The 13,387-nt window shown below is 37.6% G+C and carries 9 protein-coding genes; 4 read left to right on the forward strand and 5 right to left on the reverse strand.

The window, feature by feature from the left end; translation table 11 throughout:
- The first annotated feature begins 193 nt into the window (after positions 1-193).
- The 4 genes from VHP32_00345 to VHP32_00360 all read left to right on the forward strand — a co-directional run bounded on the left by VHP32_00345 (position 194) and on the right by VHP32_00360 (position 7,435).
- Complete coding sequence (locus VHP32_00345; GenBank protein ID HEX2786328.1) at positions 194-2,089, forward strand: choice-of-anchor J domain-containing protein; 1,896 nt, start codon at positions 194-196, stop codon at positions 2,087-2,089.
- Positions 2,090-2,329: 240 nt separating this feature from the next.
- Complete coding sequence (locus tag VHP32_00350; protein ID HEX2786329.1) at positions 2,330-4,009, forward strand: T9SS type A sorting domain-containing protein; 1,680 nt, start codon at positions 2,330-2,332, stop codon at positions 4,007-4,009.
- Between the two features lie 199 nt (positions 4,010-4,208).
- Positions 4,209-6,095, forward strand: coding sequence for a kelch repeat-containing protein (locus tag VHP32_00355; protein ID HEX2786330.1), 1,887 nt, complete (start codon positions 4,209-4,211; stop codon positions 6,093-6,095).
- A 122-nt stretch (positions 6,096-6,217) separates the two neighbouring features.
- On the forward strand, positions 6,218-7,435 hold the full coding sequence (locus VHP32_00360) for a phosphoglycerate kinase (protein HEX2786331.1): 1,218 nt from the start codon (positions 6,218-6,220) through the stop codon (positions 7,433-7,435).
- 1 nt (position 7,436) lies between these two features.
- Here the strand turns inward: VHP32_00360 and VHP32_00365 are convergent, their stop codons facing one another.
- The 5 genes from VHP32_00365 to bamA are packed head-to-tail and all read right to left on the reverse strand — an operon-like array spanning position 7,437 to position 13,377.
- Entirely contained in the window at positions 7,437-8,843 is a 1,407-nt protein-coding gene (locus VHP32_00365) for a bifunctional UDP-3-O-[3-hydroxymyristoyl] N-acetylglucosamine deacetylase/3-hydroxyacyl-ACP dehydratase (GenBank protein ID HEX2786332.1), read from the reverse strand.
- A gap of 4 nt (positions 8,844-8,847) precedes the next feature.
- Positions 8,848-9,831: a UDP-3-O-(3-hydroxymyristoyl)glucosamine N-acyltransferase gene (lpxD, locus tag VHP32_00370; protein ID HEX2786333.1), complete on the reverse strand. Its 984-nt coding sequence runs from the start codon at positions 9,829-9,831 to the stop codon at positions 8,848-8,850.
- 1 nt (position 9,832) lies between these two features.
- Positions 9,833-10,363: an OmpH family outer membrane protein gene (locus tag VHP32_00375; GenBank protein HEX2786334.1), complete on the reverse strand. Its 531-nt coding sequence runs from the start codon at positions 10,361-10,363 to the stop codon at positions 9,833-9,835.
- 24 nt (positions 10,364-10,387) lie between these two features.
- The gene (locus tag VHP32_00380; protein ID HEX2786335.1) at positions 10,388-10,954 is read right to left on the reverse strand and encodes an OmpH family outer membrane protein; all 567 of its coding nucleotides are present in this window, start codon (positions 10,952-10,954) and stop codon (positions 10,388-10,390) included.
- A gap of 38 nt (positions 10,955-10,992) precedes the next feature.
- On the reverse strand, positions 10,993-13,377 hold the full coding sequence (gene bamA / locus VHP32_00385; protein HEX2786336.1) for an outer membrane protein assembly factor BamA: 2,385 nt from the start codon (positions 13,375-13,377) through the stop codon (positions 10,993-10,995).
- Positions 13,378-13,387 lie beyond the last annotated feature (10 nt).

Consider the following 13,387-nt stretch of genomic DNA (forward strand, 5'->3'; position numbering starts at 1 on the left):
CTTGCAAAATAATAATAATTTTGCTTATTTCATTAAATCCCACTGGGTCACAAGAACGTTTAGTCCTTTTATTTTGGAATTTTATGTTTTGTTAAAAATATATTATTTAACAAAAATTTAATAATACTTATTTATTTAATAATAAATTATTAAGTATTCATTTAATTAATCAATTAAAAACAAAGGAAAGAAAATGAGAAAGAAACTTTTCTACATTCCGGTGCTAACTATGTTAGTGCTCGGATTCTACTTGGGTTTTAGTGACTTAGACCCTAAAGGAAGTAGAACTCCACAAACTTATTCAGACAATCACGGCAACACCACTCCTGTTGAAATTCAATCAGCAGGTACAGTAGTTTTTGTTGATAGTTTGAATGGTAACAATGATACTACCGCTTTAAAAAGCAGAGGTTATAAGCCATACTATAGAGGTACAGGTCCTCAGGGAACGACCGCAACATGGTATCAGGGAACAACTCCGTTTCCGGCATTTAACGGACCTGCAACAGGTTACGTTGCTGCAAATTACAACGTAGTAACAAACATTAATAACATTGACAGCTGGTTAGTATTACCAAGAATAGCCGGCACAGGAATTTTATCCGGTGACTCTTTATATTTCTATGAAAGGTCAATAACCGGAAATACATTCCCTGACTCAATGAGAGTTATGTATTCGGCTAACGATTCCACTCCTGAAGGAAGCTGGACAGAGCTTGGCAGATTCTTAAATACTATCAGCGGCAGCTGGACTAGAAGAGGATACAGAGCTCCATCAGCATCACTAAACGGAAGATTTGCATTGAGATATTGCGTTGCTAACGGCGGACCAAACGGAGCAAACAGTAACTTTATCGGTGTTGACATGATTACCATCGAAAGAACTGCTGCACCTCCTCCTCCATCAACATGGCATGAGCAAACAACTCCTGTAACCACAACATTGTATTCTGTTTCAGCAGTTGATAATAACGTTGTTTGGGCTTGCGGCGCAGCCGGTAGAGTTATAATGACAACAAACGGCGGAACATGGGTAAATGCAACAGGAACCGGTATTCCTGCAGCACTTGCTTTATATAATATCTGGGGAATCAACAGTACTACTGCTCTCGTTACAGGTTCAGATGCAGTCGGAACATATATTTACAGAACTTCAAATTCAGGTTCTACCTGGACTCAAGTTCATTCACAAGCAGGCGGATTCTTTAATGTTATATTAATGTCAAATGCTACAACAGGTTGGGTACAGGGAGACCCGGTATCAAACAGATGGTCACTCTGGGGAACAACAAACGGCGGCGTAACCTGGGATTCTACAGGAAGATTCCTTCCAATGACAGGCTCAGAAGCTGGATGGAACAACTCTGCTCACTGGGTTGGAAATAACATCTGGTTCGGTACTAATAATACCAAAGTATATTACTCAGCAAACAACGGTCAGACCTGGACAGGTCAGGCACTTGGTGAGTTAAACTCATATGCAGTAAACTTCAATGCAACCGGAACAGGATTTGCCGGAGGTGCACTTTTAAGAATGAGCACTAACAACGGTAGTTCATGGGCTGCGAATACAACTCTCGGAACCGGTAACTTTACAGGTATTGCCAACAATGGAAACGAATGGTGGCAGGTAAGACAAGCAAATGGAATTTTTTATTCTTCAAATAACGGAACCAGCTGGACACAACAACATACTGCACCTGCAGGTACATATTCATTCATTACCAGAGCAAGAGACGGATTTATGTTATATGCTGTCCGTTCAAACGGAGCTGTATCTAAGTGGGGACCAACATCAGGTATAGACCCAGTTTCAACAGTTGCTTCAGATTACAAACTAAGTCAAAACTATCCTAATCCTTTCAACCCGGCAACAAAGATTAACTTCTCATTACCGAAGAACGGATTCGTAACATTAAAAGTTTATGACATCTTAGGTAAAGAAGTTGCTACCTTGGTAAACGAGTTCAAAGCAACAGGAACATATGCAGTTGACTTTAATGCAACAAATCTTGCAAGCGGAATTTATCTATACAAAATTCAGGCTGACGGATTTACTGCAACAAAGAGAATGATGTTAGTTAAGTAATCAATTCTTATAAATTAACTTCCTCTCTGAAAAGAGAGGAAGTTAATTTTCTATACATAAAATCCCATAGTAATAAAATTCTTAAAATTTTCTTATTTTTAAAGATTGTTTTCGTTATTGACAAAGTTGTAAATATTTGACACTTTGCTTAATAATTTTAATCGAATTCGTAAAATTTTATTCCCCATAAAATTCGGAATTTGATACAAATTTTAATTATTCAAATTAAAGGAGAAAAAAATGAAAGGAAAATTTACGCTACTTTATTTCCTTAGTCTTATTTTAGTGATGGGACTTTTAGTTGGTTTTATCAGCCAGATAACTGGAGACCCGAATGCAGATACTGCACCTGTAACCGAAAATACACCGGGAACAGGTTTTGAAGCAGATACAGGCAGACCTCTTACTTTCCCATACCCAACAGCATTTAATTTCAATTATTCAGCAATCCCAGGTCCGAACAGCGGAACTGTAGGTGCTATTATGAATGGCAGCCACTGGATTATGAATAAATGGAATACGCCTAACATGTGGTACAGAAGAAATAATAATGGTCCTTCAGGCGGTCCCGGAACTCTTGCTGATTCTACGACTTACCCGGGTGCAGTCAGAGATTTGACAAACGGACCAGGCGGATTTGTATACGGCGGTTCAGCAACAAATCAGTTAAGAAGAATTAATCCTGCTACCGGTGCTACAATGGCAACCTTTACAACAGCGGGCGCAATTTATAGAGCAATTGCTTATGATCCTAACAGAAAAGGTTTCTGGAACTGTGACTTTGGCGGAAACATTACCTGTTATGATACTGCAGGTGTTTTAAAAGGAACAATTACAACCATTGCAACAGCAAAATACGGCTTGGCATGGGATTCAACTTCAACAGCAGATTCTGCATGGTTATGGGTTTGGAACCAAGGTCCTGGCGGAACAGCTGCTACAACTGCTGAATTGTATAAATATCACGTTGCTTCTGGTACATTAAAAGCAACATATATCTTTAACCTTACCGGTCCCGGTGTTGGTATCGCAGGTGGTGCAGAATGTATGGTTGTTAATAACAAATTCATTCTTGCTTTGAACTGGCAGAACCAGGCAATTACAGGTTATGTATTGAAAGATATGACTCCTTCAAACGTTCAATCAGTTATAACTCGTGGAAGCTTAAATAAAGCTATTCCTGATAATACTCCAGCTGGTATTGCAGATTCATTCATGGTAACAGGTGGTGGAACTGTATTGGGAGTTGAAGTTGTAATTGACTCAATTGTTCATACCTGGTGTGGTGATTTAAAAGTCACTCTTACTCACGCAGGAAAAACCGATACTCTTGTCTCAAGAATGGGAACAGGTACATTCGGTTTAAGTCAGAATGATTTGATCAACGTAGCATTGAAAGATACAGCAACAAGAGGTATCTGGACAGCAACAGCAGCAGACTCAACTCCACAAGGTGGTTTCAGAGGAAGCTGGAGACCTGGATACAGAAGTGCACAGGATTCACTTGCTAAGTTCATAGGAACTTCAGCAGCAGGATCATGGGTAGTAAGAGTTTCTGATAATGCTTCAGGAGATTTGGGAACATGGCACAGATACACTGTGAGAATAACTACCACTTCTGCATTAACAAACAATGAAGTGATTGCAAGCACAATCAGTGATTATACATTATCACAGAACTATCCAAATCCGTTCAATCCTTCAACAAAAATAAACTTCTCAATTCCAAAAGCAGGGTTTACAACATTGAAAGTTTATGACATCTTGGGTAAAGAAGTAGCAACATTAGTAAATGGTATGCAGACCGCAGGTACACATACTATAGACTTTAATGCAAGCAATCTTGCATCAGGAGCTTACTTCTATAGAATACAAGTAGGTGACTTTGTAGCTACAAAGAGAATGTTACTTATTAAGTAATTTAGATTTAAAACGTATTTATTATCAAAAAAGGGGCGAAAGCCCCTTTTTTGTTTCATATTGATTTTATGTTAGCCTTTTTTGATTGACAAATAGATAATAATTTGACACTTTACTTTGCTTATTAATAGTAATTCAGAATTAATATTTTCCATTCAAAATAAGATTTATTAAATTAAACCCCAAAAAGGAGAATTAAATGAGAGTAAGAAAATTACTGTTATATTTTATTCCGTTATTGGTTGTTTCGATTGTTTTTTTCGGATACAAAAATAGCGAAGTAAAAAATACCGCAACTTCATTAACAGAAGCTTACGGCACAGATTATAAAGTTCCTACCTATGAACCCGGCTTTATAGATGCAATAGGTTCATGGTCAACAGGAGCTTTAGCTTTATCAAGATATTATTCAGGCGGTGTTGGTTATTCAAGAAATGATACAGGATGGATTTATACATGGGGCGGTGATTCGGTTGGTGCCGGAAAACCTTCAAGAACAGTTTACAGGTATAATGTTAATACCAATGTATGGTCTCAAGTAGCGCCTTACCCTGATTCAATCAGGATATGCGCATCAGCAAGATTGGGAGATTCTCTTTACGGTATGGGCGGTATTAACATATTCGGCGGAACAGCTCCTCCGGTAGCAGCTATGTATATGTATAATGTAAATACTAATACATGGTCAACAAAAGCACCTCTGCCTCAAGCTTTATATTTTAATAGAGCCGCCGGTTATCAGGATAGTTTGATTTATCATGTTGGTGGATATACCGGTGCAGTGTCTGTAAATAATGTTTATCTCTATAATGCAAAAACAAACACATGGAGAAACGCAACTCCGCTACCTATAGGAACCGCTGAAGGTGCATGTACAATTGTTGGTGATACGATTGTTTACGTCGGTGGATTACAAGGCGGTGTTGTTGTGGGCACAACTTACAGAGGTGTCATCAGTCAGTCAGACAGAAGTGTTATTACCTGGACAACAGGTGCGTCATATCCAACCGGTGTTAAATACAGAATGAATGCATATAATTGGGGCAGCAAAGGAGCATTAGTCGTTGGCGGCGCTGTATCAGGATTTACCGGAACAAACACAACTTATTTATACAGCCCCGGTGCTAATACCTGGACTCTTCAACAAAATAAACCTACAGTTATCTGCGCATATCAGGGTGGTGTTGTAAATTACTCGAGTGGTATTGCAAAATGCGTTATCGCAGGCGGTGTTGGCTCAGGTGCTTTGACCGGAGCTAACGAAATATTTACTGATACTTTAAGTACACCTCCTCCTCCAAGCATTCAGACAACAATCACCCGCGGAAGCTTGAACAAAGCTATTCCTGATAATACTCCAGCTGGTATTGCAGATTCATTCATGGTAACAGGTGGCGGAACTGTATTGGGAGTTGAAGTTGTAATTGACTCAATTGTTCATACCTGGTGTGGTGATTTAAAAGTCACTCTTACTCACGCAGGAAAAACCGATACACTTGTCTCAAGAATGGGAACAGGAACATTCGGATTAAGCCAGAATGATTTAATCAATGTAGCATTAAAAGATACAGCAACAAGAGGTATCTGGACAGCAACAGCAGCAGACTCAACTCCACAAGGTGGATTCAGAGGAAGCTGGAGACCTGGATACAGAAGTGCACAGGATTCACTTGCTAAGTTCATAGGAACTTCAGCAGCAGGATCATGGGTAGTAAGAGTTTCTGATAATGCTTCGGGAGATTTGGGAACATGGCACAGATATACTGTGAGAGTTACAACAACTACTCCATTGACAAATACTGAAACTAATGTATCAGTATTAAATGATTATTCATTGTCACAAAACTATCCAAATCCGTTCAACCCGACAACAAAGATTAACTTCTCAATTCCAAAGTCAGGACTTACAACATTGAAAGTTTATGACATCTTAGGAAAAGAGGTAGCAACTTTAGTAAACGGATTCCAGAATGCAGGAAATTTTGTAGTTGAATTTGATGCAAGCAGATTGGCATCAGGTGCATACTTCTACAGACTGGAAGTTAACGGTTTTGTAAATACAAAGAAAATGTTGCTCATCAAGTAATTTAAAAGTAATATTTCTTGAATTGAAATTTAAAACCCTTTCAAAGAAATTTGAAAGGGTTTTTTATTGTCTTATTCCAACCCTTCATTTAACTTCAAATAATTAATAATGCAAAATTAATCATGGCAAAGCTAACTTTACAAAATTTAATCGACCAGAATAAAATTTCAGGAAAAAGAGTTCTTGTAAGAGTTGATTTCAATGTTCCTCTCGATGAAAACAGAGTCATAACCGATCCGAAGAGAATCATAGAAACTCGTGACACAATAAATGCAATTACATCAAACGGAGGCAAATGTATTTTAATGAGTCATCTTGGACGTCCAAAAGGCGAAGTAAATCCGAAATATTCTCTTAATGTGGTTGCTGAATATATGACCAAGTGGCTGGATAAGCAGATTCTTTTTTCTGATGACTGCATGAGTGATGATAATCTCACAGTAATTGATAACATGAACCAAGGTGATATTTTGCTTCTTGAAAATCTGAGATTCTATAAACAGGAAGAAAAAAATGACCCTGAATTTGCAAAGAAACTGGCAAGATATGGTGATATATATGTGAATGATGCTTTCGGGACTGCTCACCGCGCACATGCTTCGACAGAAGGAGTGACGCACTTTATCGATACCTGTGCAGCGGGTTATCTTATGGAAAAAGAAATCATGTATTTATCAGATGCTGTTAATAATCCCAAAAAACCTTTGTGCGCAATCCTTGGCGGTTCAAAAATCTCAGGAAAGATTGATGTGATTGAAAATCTTTTGACCAAAGCTGATAAAATCTTAATCGGCGGCGGAATGATGTTCACGTTTTATAAAGCACTTGGATTTGAAATAGGGAAATCGATTCTTGAAGAAGATAAAATCGAGCTTGCAAAAGAGCTTTATGAAAAAGCTAAACAAATGGGAAAAGAAATTACGCTTCCGATTGATTTTGTAATTGCAGATAAGTTTGCTGAAGATGCGCAGTTTAATATAATTGAGTTTGACAGAGTGACGGGGGATTATGTTAACTGGATGGGAATGGATATCGGTCCTGAGACGATAAAGAAATTCAGAAAAGAAATTTTGGATTCAAAAACAATTGTATGGAATGGTCCGATGGGAGTTTTTGAAATGGATAACTTTGCAAAGGGAACTTTTGAAGTAGCAAATGCTCTTGCGGAGGCAACACAAAACGGTGCAACTACAATTGTTGGAGGAGGTGATTCTGCTGCTGCAATTGCAAAGGCAGGATTGGAAAATTCTGTTACTCACGTTTCAACGGGTGGCGGAGCATCACTTGAATATCTTGAAGGAAAGAAACTTCCGGGAATAGAAGCGTTAACTAACGTATAAATTATTTATCTACAATTGCAGCCGTCATTTCAGCTTCGGCTGCAATTTCTCCGCCAAGCATGTTTTTATATGCTTTGCCTTCGAATTTACATATACCGCGTTTAAAAGAAACGAGGTTGATTTCATAAATAATCTGGTCTCCGGGGGTAATTGGTTTTCTGAATCTTGCTTTCTCGATTGATGCAAAGAATGCAAGTTTGTTTTCGGGATTTTCCAGAGTATTAAGAATCAATAAACCACCGCATTGCGCCATGCCTTCGACAATTAAAACACCGGGAAAAACTTTTCGAGAAGGGAAATGACCCTGAAAAAAATATTCGTTGTAAGTAACGTTTTTAATGCCTATGATTTTCTTTTCTATTTCTATATCAATTACTCTATCAACCAACAAAAACGGATAACGGTGAGGCATTACTTTCAAAATTGCTTCTATGTCCATTACAATGTTGTTTGTTTTCATTATATGAAACTTCATCTCAATTTTTTTCTGCAGATAAAGCTTGCGAAGCATTTTTGTGAACTCAACATTTGCAGCGTGTCCGGGTCTTGCTGCCAGAATCTGACCTTTTACCGGCGCGCCAATTAAAGCTAAATCACCGATAAGGTCAAGAAGCTTATGTCTGGCAGGTTCGTTTTTAAAACGAAGGGTTTTGTTGTTCAGAATACCATTAGAGCCAAGTATTACACTTTCCTGAATGCCAAGTTTTTTCTTCGTAGCTTCAAATTCACCTTCACTGTAGTCTTTGTCAACAATAACAATTGCATTGTTGATATCTCCGCCTTTTATAAGACCCTGTTCGCGAAGCATCTCAAGTTCTTTGACAAAACAAAACGTTCTTGAGGGTGCAAACTCAGTTTCAAATTCATTCTGTAAGCTGAACAGTCCCGTATGTTGAACTCCCAATGCAGGGTTATTAAAATCAATCATAACCGAAACTCTGAAATCATCCTTTAAGGGAAGAGCAACGATGTCGATTCCTTTTTTCTCATCCTGATAATGAATAGTGTCTTCAATAACAAGATAATCACGTTTTGCATTTTGCTCAATGATGCCTGCGCTCTTTAAAGTTTTAACATATTCAATTGCGCTTCCATCCATTATCGGTGTTTCGTTGTTATCAAGCTCGACAATCAGATTATCAACTTCACATCCCATAATTGCAGCAAGAACATGCTCAACAGTATGAACTTCCACACCATTCATTTCAAGAGTAGTTCCTCTTGAAATGTCTTTTACATGGTCAACGTCAGCGGGTATTTCGGGTGAGTCAGGAATGTCAATTCTTTTGAATTTAATTCCATAATCTTCAGGAGCGGGTTTGAATGTCATGTTTGATTTATTTCCCGTATGAAGTCCGACTCCCGATAGAGTTACCTTTTTTGAAATTGTTCTTTGCTTTTCTAACATAGAATTATTTGTTTGAGAGCTTTCTTAACGACGCTTCAATTTTTAAATCCTCACGGTGAGGTTTCGCTCTGTAACCTGTATATAAGCCGGGCTGCGAAATTGATTTGGATACATTTGATGCCGCACCGATTATAACGTCATCACAGAGGGTTAAATGCCCGGCGATTCCGACTTTTCCGCCAATCATACAGCGCTTGCCGATTTTTGTAGAGCCTGCTATTCCGGTGTGAGCTGCGATGACAGTGTTTTCACCGATTTCAACATTGTGTGCAATTTGTATCTGATTATCAAGCTTGACACCTTTAGAAATTAATGTTTCACCGATTGTAGCACGGTCTATGCATGTGTTGCTTCCTATTTCGACGTCGTCTTCGATTTTAACGATTCCTTTTTGAGGAATTTTCAGATAGCTCCCATCTTCATTTTTTGCATGTCCAAAGCCATCACATCCGATAATTGTTCCCGAGTGAATTATTACCCTGTCACCAATTTCACAATTTTTATAAATTACTACATTAGGATAAATTATACAATTCTTTCCAACTTTAACGGATTTATCAATCGAGCAGTTAGAATAAATTTTTGTTCCCTCGCCTATAGAGCTATTATCGCCGATCTTTACAAAGTCATCTATGAATGTTTTTTCACCTAAAGAAACATCTGTTCCAATTGCGCAATAATTGGATATTCCTTCTTCTGAGGTATGTTCATCTTTGTTAAATATGTCAATGAGTTTAAGGAATGCGCGGTAAGGATCAGGCACTCTTATTATGGTTAAATCATTTCTTTGTGATTTAATATTAAAAGTTTCCGATAATAATATTGCGCCTGCGGAGGTAGTATTAAAAAATTTTTCGTAGAGTGGATTTGAAATGAACGTAATTTCATTGCGGGAAGCGGTTTCAATCTTTCCGACGTTTACAATGTCTAAGTTCTTATCTCCTGATAACGCTCCGTTTAGCAGTTCGGCTATCTCGCCGGCTTTCATTTTATTTCCCTTCGATAACTTTCAAAACTTTTGCGGTTAAGTCATTTCTCTCGTTTACAAATAAGAGAGAAATGCTTCCGCTCCGGTCAATTACATAGTCATAATCTTCATTGGTGGCAACAGTTTGTATTGCAAGAAAGATTCTGTCCTGCACGGGCTTCATAAATTCCGCCTGTTTCTGAAAATACTCGCCGTTTTCACCAAATTTCTGAACCTTAAAGTTATTTATATTTGTTTCAAGAGTCTGGATATCCTGGGTTCTTTGTTGTTTAAGCTGGTCAGTAAGAATAAGCTTTTTCTTTTCAAAGTCCTCTTTCATCAGCTTTAAACTATCCTGAAGTGTTGTCAACTGAGTCTGCCATTCGGCTACAAGATTATCGAGGCGTGTTTTTGCATCGCGTGATTCCTGCATTGCGTCTATTATTTTCTTGGTATCAACATAGCCAATCTTTGACTGAGCATATAATCTAAAAGGAATACAAAGTGAAATTAAGAAAAATAATATTCCTGTTTTTATGATGAGATTTTTCATGAAAGATTTAAGAGTTAACTGAAATTATTTCAGCTTATCAAGAACTTTAAATGTTATGTCGAAATTCTTATCTCCATAGAGAAGTCCTCCTGAAGCTTTATCTAACACAAACGTCAGTCCCATTTCTTTTGCGAGCGATTCTATGGTTTTATTAATTTTATCATATAAAGGTTTTGAAAGCTCCTGTCTTCTGTTATAAACTTCCTGCTGGACATACTGGTCATAATTTTTTAAATCTTCTTCAAGCTGTGCAAGGTTCATACGCATGTTGCTGATTTGGTCATTCAATGCTTTCAGTTCTTCATTGCTTTTCACTGCACCGCTTTCAACCTTTTGCTGAGCGTCTGTATATGCAATTGCAAACAAAGAATCCTGCTCTTTATAAGACAGCGCTTTGGTTCTCAATGTATCAAGAAATTTATCCCTGAATGCTTCAAGGTCGGTAGTAAGCTGTATAGCTTCGGGCAATTGTTTTAGAATTACCTCGCTGTCAACATAACCGAATTTCATCTGGGCATAAGAATCTTTAGCAAATCCGCTCAGGATGAATAAAGCTATAAATATCCCTGCCTTTAAAAAAATGTTTTTCAAAAATAGTTCTCCTTTTGTTTAAATTATAAAATTTATATCTAAAATCCTCTACCGAAAGAAAAGTGGAAAAGCCACTTTGGCGGTTGTTCATCCACAATTTGACGGTCAAAACCATAACCAAAGTCAAAGCCAATCAATCCAACGGCGGGAAGCATTAATCTTGTTCCAAATCCGACAGACCTTCTTAAATCAAACGGGTCGGTTTTAGAAAAATCACTGAAAACATTTCCTGCTTCAGCAAATGCAAGAACAAAAATCGGGAACGGGTCAAGAGATAACGGGTATCTAAGCTCGAGTCCGTATTTCAAAGCTATTCTTCCGCCGATAGGGTTGCCTCCGGAGTTCTTAGGACCAATGCCTCTGTCGTCATATCCTCTCAATGGAATTGTGTTGTATGTCAAACCGTTTCCACCCATATAAAATGTTTCTGTCGGCGGCAGATACTTATCAGCTGCAAACGAGTTTATGAATGAGAAATTAAATGTTGAGTAAAGCACAAGACGGCTCTCTCTTGTAATAGGTGTATATGCTTCTGCAGTAAAAATATTTTTTACGAATTCAACGTTACCCGGCAAGAACGGTCCGCCTGAAAGCTCAGTTGAGTTTGCTACTTTAGTTCCGGACACAGGAAATATGGGATCAAAAACGGTTGAACGGCTTATCGTTTGTCTGAGTGAAAACTGGTCGCGAACACCGACTTCGTAATATCCGCCTCCTGATTTGGTATCGGTTTTTTGGTATTTTAATGTCCAGTCACCCCTGAAATAATCATCAGGCCATTTGAATCTTCTTCCTATGTTTAAACTTGTTCCTGTTTCACGTATATCGATGCCGCTATAATTCTGACGAGTGTCATAAAGGTTAATGCCTAATAATGTCGGTGTGTTCATAAACCATGGCTCGGTAAATCCGACCTGGAATGTTCTGTAAGTTCCGCTTTCACCAAACTGCCATGTGAAATTTAAAATCTGCCCGGCACCGCCTGAAAACGGAGCAGAGATATCGAAGTTATTAAATGTCAAGCCGAACGCACCGGTGATACCAAAGCTTTCGCTGTAACCTACTGAAGCATTAAACTGGTCTGATGAACGCTCTTCGACAATATATTTTATGTTAACAGTCGAATCATTGGATAGAGAAAGATCTTGCCCTAATTTTTCAGGATTGAAATAATTGAGCGCATTAAGATTCTGCAAACTTCTTCTGACATTGCTTTTATTAAAAAATTGTCCTGGTATTGTATATAATTCACGTCTTAAAACTTTATCTTTTGTCTTGTCGTTTCCTTCAAGATTAACCAGACCAAATCTGAATTGCCTGTTTTCAGTAATTGTGATTTTCAAATCAACTTTGTTTCCGGGTAAAGCTTTTTCAGTTATCTCAGCATTATAACCAAGATAACCGTTATCGAGATACAATGCACTAACGTCAGTTTCAGCTTCATTGCCATAAAGGTTGTCATTAAGCTTTTTTAGATTCAAAATATCCCCGCGCTTCATGTCAATGCGCTCAAGAATTAATGAATCGGAATAAACTGTATTTCCTTCAACTTCTATTTTGTTCAGAGTAAATTTATTGCCTTCATCAACTTTTATAATTAATGTTGCATCTTCTTTGTTCGGACTTATTTTTAATTCATAATCTTCAACAACAGCATCTTTAAATCCTTTTTCTTTATAATATCCTTCCACTAATTTTAAATCCTGCTCAAACTTTGCCTTATCATAGGTAGCTCCATCCCAGAATTTCCACCAGACTTTTTCGGAAGTGTTTTCCATTGCTCCTCTCAGGTCATCGGAGTTTACATTTTTATTTCCCTGAAACTCGATTTTCTGAACTGTGAGTTTATTTCCTTCATTAATTTTTATTCTGACGCGTGCTTCATTGTTTGCGGAAAGCAACTGGTCAGCTTCAACATTTACTTGTGAATATCCTTCACTTTGATAAAACTTCTCAAGATTATAAGCAATATCTTTTAAGCGCTGTGGAGTAATTATCTCACCCGGGGTTAGTTGAATTTTTTCTTCTAAATCTTCTTTTGAGTATTCATTATTTCCTGTAATCTGCACCGACTCAACACGCGGGAATTCTTCAACTCTTATTACCAAATAAGCATCATTCCCGACAGTTTTATCTACATAAATTTCAATATCGGAAAATAAATTTAAATTCCAGAGCTTTTTCATAGCATCTCTCGACTCATCAGAAGGAATTGTAATTTCCTGTCCGACTTCCAAACCTGAATAACCAACTATTGTATTTTTATCAACGGTTTTATTCCCGATTGTATTAATACTGATAATCCGGTATTTAGGAGGTGCGTTTTCATCTTGCGCTTTTGTAACACTTGTAAAAACAGTAATTAATAGCAAGAAACTGCAGAAAAAGGAAAATAATACTTTAAAAGTTGATTTTTTTAACATTTAAACTCTG

This window comes from Ignavibacteria bacterium (genome assembly GCA_036262055.1).
Lineage (GTDB): Bacteria > Bacteroidota > Ignavibacteria > Tepidaquicellales > Tepidaquicellaceae > DATAJP01.

Bases quoted from the DNA above. Each gene is read 5' to 3' on its own strand.
- VHP32_00345 (HEX2786328.1), top strand. From the start codon at position 194: ATGAGAAAGAAACTTTTCTACATTCCGGTGCTAACTATGTTAGTGCTC.
- VHP32_00350 (HEX2786329.1), top strand. From the start codon at position 2,330: ATGAAAGGAAAATTTACGCTACTTTATTTCCTTAGTCTTATTTTAGTG.
- VHP32_00355 (HEX2786330.1), top strand. From the start codon at position 4,209: ATGAGAGTAAGAAAATTACTGTTATATTTTATTCCGTTATTGGTTGTT.
- VHP32_00360 (HEX2786331.1), top strand. From the start codon at position 6,218: ATGGCAAAGCTAACTTTACAAAATTTAATCGACCAGAATAAAATTTCA.
- VHP32_00365 (HEX2786332.1), bottom strand. From the start codon at position 8,843: ATGTTAGAAAAGCAAAGAACAATTTCAAAAAAGGTAACTCTATCGGGA.
- lpxD (HEX2786333.1), bottom strand. From the start codon at position 9,831: ATGAAAGCCGGCGAGATAGCCGAACTGCTAAACGGAGCGTTATCAGGA.
- VHP32_00375 (HEX2786334.1), bottom strand. From the start codon at position 10,363: ATGAAAAATCTCATCATAAAAACAGGAATATTATTTTTCTTAATTTCA.
- bamA (HEX2786336.1), bottom strand. From the start codon at position 13,377: ATGTTAAAAAAATCAACTTTTAAAGTATTATTTTCCTTTTTCTGCAGT.